Here is a 14172-nt window from a genome sequence, read left to right as displayed (position 1 = left end):
GGCGCTCGCCCTTGTACTGCTGGTAACTGATTTACCCTGCTTGTTGCTATCTGCTCATGCTGCCGTGGCCGTAAGTTTGATCACATCGAGCAGGCCACTTTCACTGGATTCGGAGAGGCGGTATTGTAACCGTTCGCCAAATTTCCATTGCGATTCAAAAAATTGATCGACGGCCAGCAATTGCGCATCCGTCGACTCCAGCAAGTTCATTTGCTGTCGGAACGCTTCGCCGCCGTCCAGGTCTTTCACATACCAGCCGATGTGCTTGCGCGCCGTGCGCACGCCCAGGAATTCACCGTAAAACGCGTAATGGGCACGCAAATGTTCGTCCATCAAGGTGCGCACCTCATCCACGTAGGGCGCCGGCAACAAGGTGCCGGTGCGCAGGAAATGATCGATCTCGCGGCAAATCCACGGCCGGCCCTGCGCCGCGCGGCCGATCATGACGGCATCGGCGCCCGTTTGATCGAGCACAAAGCGGGCCTTTTCCGGGCTGCTAATGTCGCCATTGGCCACCACGGGGATGCCCACCGACGCTTTCACGGCGGCAATGGTTTCATATTCGGCATCGCCCTTGTAGCCATCGGCGCGCGTGCGGCCGTGCAAGGTCAGCATCTGGATGCCGGCTTGCTCGGCGATGCGGGCAATGGTCAGGGCATTCTTGTTTTCGCGGTTCCAGCCCGTGCGGAATTTCAGGGTGACGGGCACGTCAACGGCGTTGACGACGGCGTGCAAGATCTTTTCGACCAAGGCTTCGTTTTGTAACAAGGCCGAACCGCACCAGCTGTTGCACACCTTCTTCACGGGGCAACCCATGTTGATGTCGATGATCTGCGCGCCCCGGTCCACGTTGAACTTGGCGCAATCGGCCAGGTCTTGCGGATCGGCACCGGCGATTTGCACGGCTTTCGGCTCCATTTCGCCTTCATGGTCCGTGCGGCGCGCGCTTTTTTCCGTCGCCCACAGGCGCGGATTCGACGCCGCCATCTCCGACACGGCATAGCCGGCACCCAGCTGCTTGCACAACTGGCGGAAAGGCCGATCCGTCACGCCCGCCATGGGAGCGACGAAAACGTTGTTGCGCAGAATGTGAGGGCCGATTTGCACTGAAGAACCTGGAATGGACGGGGGAACCTGCTATTTTAACCGATTCCCTGCCTATTTAATAAGCACTATTTTTTTGTTTCAATGCGCTAGAGTGGGCGCCACGCTTGTGCAGCACAGCAAAATGGGGGACCGGCCAGCCGGTCCGGCGGGCCGCCCCCCTGTTCACCCAACTTTTAGCCCAGCTCGTCCATTGCAGGCGCGCTCAGGTGTTCGATATTTCCCCAGTGCACTAAATGCAGCTTGCCGTCCGCATACGAAAAACGGTTGACGCTGGCATTTTTGACCTGGAAGTCGCGCGGGCTGTCGAGCGTCATGCCGACCGCTTCGCGGTAGGCGCATTCAAGCACGCCACCGTGGGCCACGATGGCAATCGTCTGGCCGTCATATTGTTCGGCCCAACGGGCGATGGCGACGTTCGCGCGCGCATAGAACTGGCGAAAACTCTCGGCCTGACGCTCGCCTGCCGGCATCACGGCATCGATCTGCCGCGATTGCCATTGCGCATACTCATGCGGATAGCGGGCGGCAATGTCGGCATACAGCAAGCCTTCGAAGGCGCCATAGCAGCGCTCGCGCAGCAAGGGGTCCGTCTGCACGGGCAAGTCTTTCACGTCGGCCACGGCTTGCGCCGTCTGCTGCGCGCGCTGCAAATCGCTGGCAATGATGGCGGCCAGCGGTGCGTCCGCCAGCGCCTGCCCCAGCGCGGCCGCTTGCGCCAGGCCCGCCTCGTTCAGGGCGATGTCGATATGCCCCTGCAGGCGGCGGCCCGCATTCCAGGCCGTTTCGCCATGGCGTATCAGTAAAATCGTAGTGCTCATGCTTTATTTCTTCAGGGTAAGTGCCAGCTCGGGGTTGAGCGAGTAGGCAACGACGAGCTGGGCTTCGTCGAGGATGTGGCCGTACATGGCGGCATGCGCTTGCTGCCCCGTAAAACGCTCGGACAAGGCCAGGCGCGGCACGTCGAGCGCATACAGTCGGAAAATGTAATGGTGGATGCGCTCGTCATTCCACGGCGGGCACGGACCATCGTAGCCGTAATAATCGCCGGCCATGTCAGGATCGCCGGCAAACCAGCCCGTGTAGTCGTTGATACCCTGGCGCAATTGCAGCCTGGTACCCGTGCCGGCAGCCTTGCCGCGCGGCGTGATGCCGCTGGAAAATTCACCGGCGGCAATCGAGCGCATGGACGGCGGCAAGTCGAGCAAGCTCCAGTGATAAAAGTCACCGCGCGGCGCCGTCAGCGGCAGAGCCTGGTCCTCGCGGTTGGCCAGGCTCGCATCTTGCGGCGCATCAGGGTCAATGCAGAACAGGGCCAGCGACTCGGTGCCATTCGGCACCTCGTCCCAGGCCAGATGGGGATTACGGTTGCCGGCAAGGCGCACGCGGCTGACCGGATCGAGCTCGGCAAACGCATATTCGGCCGGTATCAAGCCGCCATCACGAAACGTCTCGCTCCACAATTTCATCGTTTGCTCCTCTTTATCGTTTTATCTATTGCTTTACGTTCACTTGCAGCCAGAACGTGACGGGGCCGTCATTGGTGAGGGACACCTGCATGTCGGCGCCGAACTGCCCCGTTTGCACGGTAGCATGGCGGTGGCGCGCCTGTTCTACGAAATGCGTGAACAGGCGCAAGCCATCCTGCGGCGCGGCCGCCGGCGTAAACGACGGGCGCGTGCCGGACTTGGTGTCGGCCGCCAGGGTGAACTGGGGCACCAGCAACAAGCCGCCAGCCACGTCCGTCACGCTGCGATTCATCTTGCCCGCCTCGTCGGCAAAGACGCGATAGCCGAGCAATTTGCTCAGCAAGGCGTCCGCTTCCTTCTCCGTATCGCCCCGCTCGGCGCACACGAGCACCATCAGGCCGGCGTCAATGGCGCCGATGCTGGCACCATCGACATCGACTTTCGCCTGCGTAACGCGTTGCAGCAGCGCGATCATGCCGCCAGGGTGACGCGCGCAAATTTGCGCTTGCCAACTTGCAACACGAATTCGCCTGCCGCCACTTGCAGCGCCTTGTCGCTGATAACGGTGCCGTCGATGCGCACGCCGCCTTGCTCGATCATGCGCATGGCTTCCGACGTGGATGGGCACAGGCCCGCCTGCTTGAGCAATTGCGGGATGCCCAGCGGCGCGCCAGCCAGGCTGACTTCGGGAATGTCATCGGGAATGCCGCCCTTCGAACGGTTGACGAAGTCGGCCAGCGCATCTTCCGCTGCCTGCTGCGAATGGAAACGGGCGACGATTTCTTGCGCTAGAGCAACCTTGGCATCGCGCGGATTGCGCCCGCCCTCCACTTCGCTCTTCAGCTGCGCCAGTTCGGCGATCGAGCGCCACGACAGCAGCTCGTAGTAGCGCCACATCATGACGTCGGAAATGCTCATCAGCTTGGCGAACATGGTGTTGCCCGGTTCCGTGATGCCGATGTAGTTATTCTTCGACTTGGACATTTTTTCCACGCCGTCCAAACCTTCCAGCAGCGGCATGGTCAAAATACACTGCTGCTCCTGTCCGTACTGCTTTTGCAATTCGCGGCCCACCAGCAGGTTGAACTTCTGGTCCGTGCCGCCCAGTTCCAGGTCCGATTTCAGGGCCACCGAATCGTAGCCCTGCATCAGCGGATACAGGAATTCATGCACGGAAATAGGAATGCCGCCCTGGAAGCGCTTGGTGAAATCGTCGCGCTCGATCATGCGCGCCACCGTGTAGTGGGAAGCGAGCTGGATGATGCCGCGCGCGCCCAGCGGATCACACCACTCGGAGTTATAGCGGATTTCGGTCTTGCTGGCATCCAGCACTAAAGATGCTTGCGCGAAATACGTCATCGCGTTAATCTCGATCTGTTCCTTGGTCAAAGGCGGGCGCGTGACGTTGCGGCCCGAAGGGTCGCCGATCATCGACGTGAAGTCGCCAATGAGGAAAATGACTTGATGGCTCAGGTTTTGCAACTGACGCATTTTGTTCAGCACAACAGTGTGGCCCAGATGCAAGTCGGGTGCAGTCGGGTCCAGGCCCAGTTTGATGCGCAGTGGAACACCGGTTTTCTCGGAACGTGCTAATTTTTGCGCAAATTCGCTTTCGATCAAGAGTTCGTCGACGCCACGCTTGGTAATCGCGAGGGCTTCTTGTACTCTGTCCGACAGCGGAAGTGCGGTCTGAGCGGCGTTAGCCTTTACAGGCGATGCGGTGGTGTTGATTTCCATAAAATTTGACTGTAGATCTCAAAATGGTAGTAGGTTTGCGGAGTTTGCTATAATGCTCGATCCCATCAATCTTGCCGTATGAAAACGAACCAAAATAACAATAACAAAGAGCATTAGTTCAGGTCACGTTCAAGGGCAAATTTTAACTGATTGCATGAACCCTATACATAAAATCACAGGCTCACGCTTGTACACACAGCTGACGACGACACGCAAGGCACGCATTATTAGCGTGTCGGCAGTGTTGCTCGCCGTTACCGCCTTCGGCGCTGTCGCTGTGTCTCCCATGGCGCCCGACGCATCCGACATGCCGGTCACGTCCATCGCCCAGAACCTGGAAATGCCGGATCTCGCCTCGCAAATTTCCGCGATGGAACAGGTAGACCAGAATTTCACCCACGAAGAAAAAGTCCGCGCTGGCGATACCCTCGCCACCCTGCTGACCCGTCTCGGCGTGGATGATCCGGCGGCCGCCAATTTCATCAAGACCGACAAGATTGCGCGCGGCGTGATGTTGCTCAAATCGGGCAAGCGCGTGCAAGCGCAAACGTCCGAAAACGGCGACCTCAACTGGATGCGCGCCACCCTCGTCGACGGCAGCGACAAATCGGTCAAGAACATCCTGATCACCCGCAAGGGCGACAAGTTTGTGGCCACGGAAGTGGCAGCCCAGTTGGAACGCCGCGTTGAAATGCACGCGCGCAAGATTACTTCCACCCTGTTCGCCGCCACCGACTCCAGCCTGGACGGCACCCGCCTGCCCGACTCGATTTCCGCGCAAATCGTGGAAATGTTCTCGACCAATATCGACTTCCGCTCCGACCTGAAACGCGGCGACTCGTTCAATGTCGTCTACGAAACATTCTGGCAAGATGGCGAATTCGTCCGAGCGGGCCGCATCCTGGCCGGTGAATTCACCAACCGCGGCACGACTTATCAGTCCGTTTGGTTCGAAGACCCAGCCAGCAAACAAGGCGGCGGTTACTACAGTTTTGACGGCAAGTCCCTCAAAAAAGCCTTCCTGAAATCCCCCCTCGAATTCTCCCGCATCTCGTCCGGCTTCTCCATGCGCGTGCACCCGATTTCCGGCAACTGGAAAGCACACAAGGGCATCGATTTTGCTGCTGCAACGGGCACGCCTATCCGCGCCTCGGGCGACGGCGTGGTCGATACCGTCGGCAGTCAAAATGGCTACGGCAATGTTGTTGTCCTGAAACACTGGGCCAACTACACCACCGCCTACGCCCACATGAGCCGCTTCGCTTCGGGCTTGAAAAAAGGTCAAAAAGTCAGCCAGGGTGATGTGATCGGCTATGTCGGCACCACCGGCTGGTCCACGGGCGCCCATTTGCACTATGAATTCCGCGTCGGCGGCGTGGCACAAGACCCAAGCAAACTGAACGTCCAAGCCCAGGCGCCGCTGACGGCCGCCGAGCTGAGCCGCTTCCGCATGGTGTCGAACGACATGATGCACCGCTTCACCCTGCTGCGTCCGAACGACACGGCACTGGCGTCGCGTTAAACGAGACTGCGACACTGCAACACTGCCTTCGGGCAACAGGCACCGCCCATGTAGATGGCCGGTGCCTTTGTTTTTTCCCGCGCGCTTTTGCGTACGGCACAAATGCGGCACAATGCACCTCATCACTTACGCATTCAAGGAAACCCCCATGCTGTATATCGGTTTGATGTCGGGCACCAGCCTGGACGGCGTCGACGGCGCCTTGGTCGATTTTTCCGACGATGGCAGCGTGCGTAGCCTGGGCGACGCCTATATTGCCTTTCCCGCCAGCCTGCGCGCCGACCTGATGGCATTGCAAAGTGCCGGCCAGAATGAAATCGAACGCGAAGCGCTGGCGGCCAATCAACTCGTGCGCCATTACGCCGACTGCGTCACCATGCTATTGAGCAACGCGGGCATAGTCGCAGACGCCATCGTTGCCATCGGTGCGCATGGCCAGACCATCCGCCACCGCCCCGAACTGGGCTTTACGCGCCAGTTGAACAACCCGGCCCTGCTGGCCGAACTGACGAGCATCGATGTCATCGCCGACTTGCGCAGCCGCGACGTGGCGGCCGGCGGCCAAGGCGCACCGCTGGTGCCGGCCTTCCATCAAGCCATTTTCAATCTCCCCGGCCACACCCGTGTGCTGGCCAATATCGGCGGCATCAGCAATATCAGCGTGCTGCATGCGGACGGCACGGTAACGGGCCACGACACGGGGCCCGGCAATGCGCTGATGGATGGCTGGGTCTTGCAGCACCAGGGCCAGCCGTACGACGCCAACGGCGCCTGGGCCGCCACGGGCAAGGTTATCCCTGCCCTGCTGACAGAATTGCTCGATGATCCGTATTTTGACTTGCCGGCGCCGAAAAGCACGGGGCGCGACTTGTTCCATGCCGACTGGCTGCAAGGCAAGCTGGCCAGGCATCCAACCGCCCGGCCGGCCGACGTGCAAGCGACCCTGACCCAACTGACGGCAGCCAGCCTGGCGCACGCCATCGCGCGCGACGGCGCACAGGCGGAAACGGTGTATGTATGTGGTGGCGGCGCGCAGAACGCCAGCCTGATGGCGGCGCTGGCGCGCGAATTGCCGGGCATGGCGGTGGCATCGACCGAAGCGCTGGGCGTGGCGCCCAGCCAGGTCGAGGCGCTGGCGTTTGCCTGGCTGGCTTGCCGTTTTACGCAGCGCAAGCCAGGCAACTTGCCGGCCGTCACGGGCGCGCAGGGCTTACGAGTGCTGGGTGCGCTGTATCCGCGTTGACAAGGAATAACTATTCCAGAAACACAAATAGCGGATCATCGATCCGCTATTTCTTAAACCCGTTCAGTCTGTTATTAGACGGAGAACGAGGAACCGCAACCGCAAGTCGAGGTGGCTGTCGGATTCTTGATCACGAACTGCGCGCCTTCCAGGTCATCCTTGTAATCGATTTCCGCGCCGACCAGATACTGGTAGCTCATGGAATCGATCAACAGCTGGACGCCGTTCTTGACCATGGTGGTGTCATCTTCGTTGACGATTTCGTCGAAAGTGAAGCCATACTGGAAGCCGGAACAGCCGCCACCCTGCACGAAGACGCGCAATTTCAGGTCGGGATTGCCTTCTTCTTCGATCAACTGCGCGACTTTTTCAGCGGCGCTATCGGTAAAGATAATGGGTGAAGGGATCACATCTTGCATTTCAGCGACGGCATTCATATCGGACACTCCTACTAGAAAACATTAACTCATTATAGACTGTTGCCGCAAGTCGCGCTGCGACCGCCGCTGACGCGGCTGGACGGTGTTGTTCCTGCTCACATTTCCGACACGGCCAGGTGCAGCACGGGGTCGGCGCTGTCGTGGCGGCTGAGCTTGCCTTGCACCAATGCGCCGCTGTGCATTTCCAGCACCTTGTAATACACCTCTCCCAGAATACGGGCTTTCGGCTGGATTTCAAGCATTTCGGACACATACACGGGGCCATTGATCTCGCCGCTGACGACCAGACTGGAGCAGCGCACCTCGCCATCGATGCGGCCCGCCTCGCCCAGCACCACATACGTGGGCTCGCCTGCTTCGCCCGTGACATTGCCGCGCACATGACCATCGATGCGCAAGCCGCCGCAAAACAGCAAGTCGCCCTCGATCCGCGTGGAGGCGCCGATCAGGGTATCGATGGGGTTTTTCGCGTTGCGCTCGAACATGAACGTCATCCTGTCGGGGTAGGTGGCAATCCAATTTATCACAGGTCCGGCAAAAAGGCGTCGGACCTGCACAAGCACGGTTGCCTATTTTTACGGCAGCAGGGCGATGTGTTGCAAACCAGCCGTTTCTTTCAAGCCAAACATCAAGTTCATGCATTGCACAGCCTGGCCCGAGGCGCCCTTGACCAGATTGTCCTGCACCACCAGCACGATGACGGTGTTGCCGCCTTCAGGGCGGTGCAAGGCCAGGCGCAACATGTTCGAACCACGCGTGGAACGCGTTTCCGGATGTGAGCCGAATGGCATCACATCGACGAAAGGCTCATCTTTGTATTGCTCTTCGAACAAGGCTTGCAGTTCTTCATTGCCGACATCCTTGTTCAGCTGCGCGTACAGCGTCGAATGCATGCCGCGGATCATCGGCACCAGGTGCGGCGTGAAGGTCAGCGCCACTTTTTCGTCCGTGAAACGCTGCAATTGCGCCGTCGTTTCTGGCAAGTGGCGGTGACCGGCCACGCCGTAGGCTTTGAAGCTGTCGCTGCTTTCCGAGAACAGGATGCCGATTTCCGCCTTGCGGCCGGCGCCGGACACGCCCGACTTGCAGTCGGCGATCAAGCCGCCCGCATGGACCAGGCCGGCCTTGAGCAGCGGATAAAAGCCCAGCTGCATGGTGGTCGGGTAGCAACCGGGGTTGGCGATCAGGCTGGCTTTTTTAATATCTTCACGGTTCAATTCCGGCAAGCCGTACACGGCTTGCTCGATCAGCTCGGGCGCCGTGTGGGGAATCTTGTACCACTGTTCAAACTTGGCCTGGTCTTTCAGGCGGAAGTCGGCGGCCAGGTCGATGACTTTCACCCCGGCGGCCAGCAGCGCTGGTGCTTGCGCCATGGCAACGCCGTGTGGCGTGGCAAAGAAGACCACGTCGCACTGCTGCAAATTGGCCTTGTCCGGCGAGGAAAACGCCAGTTTTACGTGGCCACGCAGGGAAGGATACATGTCAGCAACGGGCAAGCCATCTTCCTTGCGCGAGGTAATCGCCGTCAACTCGACATCTGGATGGGTAGCCAGCAAGCGCAGCAATTCCACGCCCGTGTATCCAGTGCCGCCGACGATGCCAACTTTGATCATGTTCTTTCCTTGTATATAGATTGCATAAGATTGCATAAAGATAGGGGAAACCCTACCCCTGCGGGTTTTCCGCGTATTTTACAGCGCAACGGCGCATCCCGCTGAAATGCAAAAAAGCCGCAGGACCGAAGTCCAGCGGCTTTTCGACCAGCACCCCGAAAGGTGCTGTAGCGTAGAAATTAACGCTTCGAGAATTGCTTTGCGCGACGTGCTTTGCGCAGACCAACTTTTTTACGCTCGACTTCACGTGCATCGCGGGTAACGAAGCCGGCTTTCGCCAGTTCCGGTTTCAGCGCTGCATCGTAGTCGATCAGAGCGCGGGTGATGCCGTGACGAACTGCACCAGCCTGGCCCGACTCACCGCCGCCATGGACGTTGACTTTGATGTCGAAACGCTCGACATTGCCGGTCAGTTCCAGAGGTTGACGGATGACCATCAGACCCGTTTCGCGCGAAAAGTATTCGTTTGCTGGTTTGCCGTTAACAACGATCAAGCCTGTGCCAACTTTGATAAAAACCCGAGCCACTGCACTTTTGCGACGGCCGGTTCCATAATTGTAATTACCGATCATGTCAGTTCCTTAGAGAACAAGTGCTTTAGGTTGCTGAGCAGCGTGCGGATGGGAACCTTCCGCGTACACTTTCAGCTTCTTGATCATTGCGTAGCCGAGTGGGCCTTTAGGCAGCATGCCTTTGACCGCTTTCTCAAGCGCGCGACCTGGAAAACGCTGTTGCATTTTCTGGAAGTTGGTTTCGTAGATGCCGCCTGGATAGCCAGAGTGACGGTAGTAAATTTTCTCAGTAGCTTTGGTACCGGTCACACGCAGTTTGCCTGCGTTGATGACGACGATAAAGTCGCCGGTATCGACGTGAGGAGTAAATTCTGGTTTGTGTTTGCCGCGCAGTCGGAGTGCCACTTCGCTGGCAACACGTCCGAGGACTTTGTCCGTCGCGTCAACCACGAACCAATCGCGCTGGACTTCATGTCCTTTAGCGGAAAATGTTTTCATGTTGACTTCCTAATAGATTACACGCTCAAATGGTGGTTCCGCCGATGCTGCTATGCGGACTCTGCCTTATTTACTTTTCCTGAGCGAACGGAAAGCCGACAAGTATAAGCGGCTTTGCCTTGCCGCGTCAAGCCAAGATGCAGACCCGCTGCGGGCTGGCGGGCGGCACATGGACAGGCATTCCTCTATTACAATACAAAACGCTTACAATTTTCGGAGAGTACGATGGAATGCAAAGTCAGCTGGAATGGCCCGTCGGGCATGAGTTTTCGGGCAGAAACCGGTTCCGGCCACCTGGTGACCATGGATGGCGCGCCCGATGGCGGCGGCCACAACCTGGCGCCACGCCCCATGGAAATGGTCTTACTGGGCACGGGCGGCTGCACCGCCTATGACGTGGTGCTGATCCTGAAACGCGGGCGCGAAGCCGTCAGTGGCTGCGAAGTGACGCTGAAGGCCGAGCGCGCCGAGACCGACCCGAAAGTGTTTACCAAGATCCACTTCCACTTCACCGTGCGGGGCAAGGCCCTGAAACCGACGGCAGTGGAACGGGCCGTAGCCTTGTCGCATGACAAATATTGCTCGGCATCGATCATGCTGGCCAAGACGGCGGAAATCACTCACTCGTTCGAGATCATTGAGGAATAATCCAAGGCGCTCCACGGAGCGCCTTTTTTATCGCTTACTTATATGTAGTACGCGGTTTTCGTCATGACCTTGCCCATGATGCCCATCAACGCCTTGACTGGCGCCGGGGTGTCGATGGCGCCTAATCTCTGGGCGGCGGCGCCATGTTCCACTTCATCGATGGCCATCTGCTTGACGATGGCGCGCGACTTGGCGTCCTGGGGCGGCAATTCTTGCAAGTGGCTGGCCAGGTGCGCTTCCACCTGGCGCTCCGTTTCCACCACAAAACCCAGGCTGCGGCCGTCGCCCATGCGCGCGGCAATGGTGCCCAGCGCAAAGGAACCCGCGTACCACAGTGGATTGAGCAGGCTCAAGCGCGAGCCCAGCTCCGTCAGGCGCTGCGCCGTCCAGGCCAGATGGTCTTCTTCTTCCCGCCCCGCTTCATCGAACTGGGCGCGGATGGCCGGGCTGTGTGCATAGCGCGCCTGCGAGTTGTACAGGGCCTGCGCGCAGACTTCGCCCACGTGGTTGACGCGCATCAAGCCGGCGCTGTGGCGCTGCTCGGCCGCGCTCAGCTCCGCATCGGGCGCGTGCGCAGCCGGCGAGGGACGCGAAGCCGAGGCAACGCCCGCAATGACTCGCAGGGCCTTGTCGGCGCCAACAATCAAACGATCCAGGGGGTCAAAATAACGGTTCGCGGTCATCGTGGCTATTCATGTAAGGGAAAACATGAATTATAGGACGATCAGGGCCAGCCGTCCCCACGCCGCGCGCAGGATGAACGGGGCTTCATTGACCTGTGCGCGCTTTTTCCTGCTCGATCCAATCGACCACGGGGCCGACGGCGTCCAGGCCGGAGAGGTTTTTCGCCACGCCCAGGTTCAGTGAAACCAGGAAAGAAATGCTGTCGACGGGGATGTCCGGGCAATGCTCGGCAAAAGCGGCGCGAAAACGCTCCGATTGCAGCACGCGCAAGACTTTCTCGCCGCTCATGAATTGCAGCACGCTGGCGATGCTGTGCCCGCCACCTATCGAGTGATAAATAAAACGGTTGTACTTTGCGTCGATCTGCTTGAAATCGAGGGCTTCTTCCGTCATCAGGCCGGCCAGGTAGTACAAGCCCAGGCTGACGCGGAAGAAACCGATGGCTTCGGCACTGCTCATGCCGGCGCGCGCCACGGCCAGTACCTTGTCCTGCATTGCCTGATCGATCGTTCGCATTGCGCTCTCCCGCGCCGTCCGTCGGCGCCCACCGGGCCAGCTTGCATGAAGATACTGTTTTTTTCAATAGACCAAACGATATTTCCATCTTGCAAGTTACATTTTTTGCATGCTACTCTCGTTCTTCACCGTTGAATGGATGAAACACATGATTGAGGTCAAGCACCTGGCAAAACGTTTCCGCATGCCGTCCCACAAGGGCAAGGGCGTGCACGTCAGCGATCCGCGCGAACATGAGGGCTGGTTTCACGCCGTGCGCGACGTCAGTTTCAGTTGCGCCCCGGGCGAAGTACTGGGCCTGCTGGGTCCGAATGGCGCCGGCAAGACCACCACCTTGCGCCTGCTGTCGACGGCCCTGCAAGCGGACGCGGGCAGCGCCCTGGTGAACGGTGTCGATGTGCTGCGCCAGCCGCTGGTGGCGCGCCAGAGCATCGGTTTCCTGTCCGGTTCGACGGGGCTGTATGGCCGCCTGACGGCGCGCGAGAACGTCGAGTACTTTGGCCGTCTGCATGGCATGCCGGCCGACAAGCTGAAACGCCGCTGCGACGAGCTGTTTGCCCTGCTGCAGATGGAGGAATACGGCGCCAAGCGGGCCGATCAGTTATCGACGGGCATGAAACAGAAGTGCGCGATCGCCCGCACCGTCGTGCATGAGCCGCAAGTGGTGATCCTCGACGAGCCGACGACGGGCCTGGACGTGATGTCGGCCAAGATCCTGCTCGACTTCATCGCCAGCTACAAGGCGCTGCGCGTACCGCTGATCTTTTCCACGCACCATCTGCACGAGGTGGAAAAGCTGTGCGACCGCGTCTGCATCATTAACCGCGGCACCACCGCCTTCCATGGCACGGTCAACGAACTGCGCCACCTGGGCGGGAGTGCCGATCTGTACGACGCCTTTGTCAGCGTCATCAACCAGGGAGCCTGAGCCATGTGGACCATTTATCTGAAAGAGTTGCTGGAACTCACGCGCGACCGCAAGACGCTGATCTTCACCATCCTCATCCCCATCTTTGCCATGCCGCTGATCTTTGGCGGCTTCGCTTATGTTTCAAGCAATATGTTCAAGAACGCCAAGACGGCGGAAATGCGCTACACCCTGTTCGGCAAGGACCATTCGCCGGGCTTGAGCGCGCGTTTTGCGCAGCAGCACAACTTGCGCGAAGTGCCGCTGGCCAGCGTGGGGGACATCCGCCGCGCCATCGGCGATGACACCATCAAGTTCGCCGTGGTCATTCCGCCCCATTTTGAAGAGGCGCTGCAGCAACATCAGCAAGCCAAGGTCACCTTGCACTACAACAGCGCCAGCACGGTCGACGTGACCCAGCAGCGGGTGCGCGACATTGTCGAGACCTACAACGCCAGCCTGCGCGAAGGGGCGCTATCGGCCCTGAACCTGAGTCCGGCCCAGCTGGCCTTTGCCCTGCACCCCATCGTGCTCGACAAGCAATCGACGGCCAACCAGCGCGAGCAGATGGGCGCCATCGTCGGCGGCATGCTGCCCTATTTGCTGCTGATGGTGTGCCTGACGGCGGCCATGTACCCGGCCATCGACCTGGGCGCCGGAGAAAAGGAGCGGGGCACCCTGGAAACCCTGCTGCTGGCGCCCGTGCCGCGCAGCGCCATTGTGCTGGCCAAGTTCCTCGTGCTGTTTACCGTCGGCATGACCTCGGCCGTGCTGATGGTCGGCAGCATGGGCGCCCTGCTGGCCATCTTCGGCAGTTCGCTGGAGGGCAACATGGCCGTCATGGTGCGCAGCATCGGCTTGCCCGACTTGGCCATGGTGACCCTGATGCTGGTGCCGACGGCGGCCATCTTTGCCTCGCTGCTGCTGTCGATCTCGATCTACGCGAAAAGCTACAAGGAAGCGGCCGGCATGATCACGCCATTGATGCTGTTCGTCATCCTGCCTACGGTGGCGGCCATGCTGCCCGGCGTCGAGCTGAACTGGATGTGGGCCATGGTGCCGCTGACCAACGTATCGCTGGCCATGAAGGAACTGGTGAAAGGCACCATGGATTACCGCATGTTTGGCGTGATTCTGGCCTCGACCACGGTGATTGCGGGAGCCCTGCTGATGCTGTGCCGTTGGTGGTTTAACCGGGAATCGGTCCTGTTCCGTAATTGATAATCACGCGGCGCGCCAGCGGGGTAAAACAGCCCCCGATATGGCGCGCCGTCCACCC

The 14172-nt window shown here is 59.6% G+C and carries 17 protein-coding genes; 5 read left to right on the top strand and 12 right to left on the bottom strand.

The features are described from left to right. Positions 1 to 54 precede the first annotated feature (54 nt). The 5 genes from dusB to tyrS form a co-directional block, all read right to left on the bottom strand. Entirely contained in the window at positions 55 to 1107 is a 1053-nt protein-coding gene (gene dusB / locus ACP7DE_RS25150; RefSeq protein ID WP_426074654.1) for a tRNA dihydrouridine synthase DusB, read from the bottom strand. A 173-nt stretch (positions 1108 to 1280) separates the two neighbouring features. Next, positions 1281 to 1925 carry a histidine phosphatase family protein gene (locus ACP7DE_RS25145; RefSeq protein WP_426074653.1) on the bottom strand — a complete coding sequence of 215 codons (645 nt, stop codon included), beginning with the start codon at positions 1923 to 1925 and terminating at the stop codon, positions 1281 to 1283. A gap of 3 nt (positions 1926 to 1928) precedes the next feature. Then, positions 1929 to 2573 carry a YbhB/YbcL family Raf kinase inhibitor-like protein gene (locus ACP7DE_RS25140; RefSeq protein ID WP_426074652.1) on the bottom strand — a complete coding sequence of 215 codons (645 nt, stop codon included), beginning with the start codon at positions 2571 to 2573 and terminating at the stop codon, positions 1929 to 1931. A gap of 25 nt (positions 2574 to 2598) precedes the next feature. Continuing rightward, positions 2599 to 3048 (bottom strand): D-aminoacyl-tRNA deacylase, encoded by a 450-nt coding sequence (dtd, locus tag ACP7DE_RS25135; protein ID WP_426074651.1) that lies wholly within the window; start codon positions 3046 to 3048, stop codon positions 2599 to 2601. Then, entirely contained in the window at positions 3045 to 4310 is a 1266-nt protein-coding gene (tyrS, locus tag ACP7DE_RS25130) for a tyrosine--tRNA ligase (RefSeq protein WP_426074650.1), read from the bottom strand. Before tyrS ends, dtd begins: the two co-directional genes overlap by 4 nt. 154 nt (positions 4311 to 4464) lie before the next feature. Here tyrS and ACP7DE_RS25125 point away from each other — a divergent pair, with 154 nt between their 5' ends. Both ACP7DE_RS25125 and ACP7DE_RS25120 read left to right on the top strand, forming a co-directional pair. Further along, positions 4465 to 5832 (top strand): peptidoglycan DD-metalloendopeptidase family protein, encoded by a 1368-nt coding sequence (locus tag ACP7DE_RS25125; RefSeq protein ID WP_426074649.1) that lies wholly within the window; start codon positions 4465 to 4467, stop codon positions 5830 to 5832. A 112-nt stretch (positions 5833 to 5944) separates the two neighbouring features. Further along, positions 5945 to 7075, top strand: a complete 1131-nt coding sequence (locus tag ACP7DE_RS25120) for an anhydro-N-acetylmuramic acid kinase (RefSeq protein ID WP_426074648.1) — start codon at positions 5945 to 5947, stop codon at positions 7073 to 7075. Between the two features lie 74 nt (positions 7076 to 7149). Here the strand turns inward: ACP7DE_RS25120 and erpA are convergent, their stop codons facing one another. From erpA to rplM, 5 genes are all read right to left on the bottom strand, one after another. Continuing rightward, positions 7150 to 7512 carry an iron-sulfur cluster insertion protein ErpA gene (gene erpA, locus ACP7DE_RS25115; protein ID WP_029496047.1) on the bottom strand — a complete coding sequence of 121 codons (363 nt, stop codon included), beginning with the start codon at positions 7510 to 7512 and terminating at the stop codon, positions 7150 to 7152. A gap of 98 nt (positions 7513 to 7610) precedes the next feature. Beyond that, positions 7611 to 8000: a bactofilin family protein gene (locus ACP7DE_RS25110; protein ID WP_426074647.1), complete on the bottom strand. Its 390-nt coding sequence runs from the start codon at positions 7998 to 8000 to the stop codon at positions 7611 to 7613. A gap of 90 nt (positions 8001 to 8090) precedes the next feature. Beyond that, positions 8091 to 9128, bottom strand: a complete 1038-nt coding sequence (gene argC / locus ACP7DE_RS25105) for an N-acetyl-gamma-glutamyl-phosphate reductase (protein WP_426074646.1) — start codon at positions 9126 to 9128, stop codon at positions 8091 to 8093. Positions 9129 to 9307: 179 nt separating this feature from the next. Further along, positions 9308 to 9700 carry a 30S ribosomal protein S9 gene (gene rpsI, locus ACP7DE_RS25100; protein ID WP_010393285.1) on the bottom strand — a complete coding sequence of 131 codons (393 nt, stop codon included), beginning with the start codon at positions 9698 to 9700 and terminating at the stop codon, positions 9308 to 9310. Between the two features lie 9 nt (positions 9701 to 9709). Beyond that, positions 9710 to 10138, bottom strand: a complete 429-nt coding sequence (gene rplM, locus ACP7DE_RS25095; protein ID WP_010393282.1) for a 50S ribosomal protein L13 — start codon at positions 10136 to 10138, stop codon at positions 9710 to 9712. A gap of 225 nt (positions 10139 to 10363) precedes the next feature. Between rplM and ACP7DE_RS25090 the strand changes: the two genes are divergently transcribed. Then, a complete protein-coding gene (locus tag ACP7DE_RS25090) occupies positions 10364 to 10786 on the top strand; it encodes an OsmC family protein (protein ID WP_426074645.1) in 423 nt (140 codons plus the stop codon). 38 nt (positions 10787 to 10824) lie between these two features. Here ACP7DE_RS25090 and coq7 read toward each other — a convergent pair whose 3' ends face one another. Beyond that, positions 10825 to 11469, bottom strand: coding sequence for a 2-polyprenyl-3-methyl-6-methoxy-1,4-benzoquinone monooxygenase (gene coq7 / locus ACP7DE_RS25085; RefSeq protein WP_426074644.1), 645 nt, complete (start codon positions 11467 to 11469; stop codon positions 10825 to 10827). Positions 11470 to 11554: 85 nt separating this feature from the next. Further along, positions 11555 to 11986 (bottom strand): hypothetical protein, encoded by a 432-nt coding sequence (locus tag ACP7DE_RS25080; RefSeq protein ID WP_426074643.1) that lies wholly within the window; start codon positions 11984 to 11986, stop codon positions 11555 to 11557. A 148-nt stretch (positions 11987 to 12134) separates the two neighbouring features. Between ACP7DE_RS25080 and ACP7DE_RS25075 the strand changes: the two genes are divergently transcribed. Together ACP7DE_RS25075 and ACP7DE_RS25070 are read left to right on the top strand one after the other, a co-directional pair. Beyond that, positions 12135 to 12914 (top strand): ATP-binding cassette domain-containing protein, encoded by a 780-nt coding sequence (locus ACP7DE_RS25075; protein ID WP_426074642.1) that lies wholly within the window; start codon positions 12135 to 12137, stop codon positions 12912 to 12914. 3 nt (positions 12915 to 12917) lie between these two features. Then, positions 12918 to 14114, top strand: coding sequence for an ABC transporter permease (locus ACP7DE_RS25070; RefSeq protein ID WP_426074641.1), 1197 nt, complete (start codon positions 12918 to 12920; stop codon positions 14112 to 14114). Positions 14115 to 14172 lie beyond the last annotated feature (58 nt).

The organism is Janthinobacterium sp. DSP2-3-3 (assembly GCF_049897325.1).
In the GTDB taxonomy this organism is placed as follows: domain Bacteria; phylum Pseudomonadota; class Gammaproteobacteria; order Burkholderiales; family Burkholderiaceae_D; genus Janthinobacterium.
This window is presented reverse-complemented; position numbering and strand designations above follow the sequence as displayed.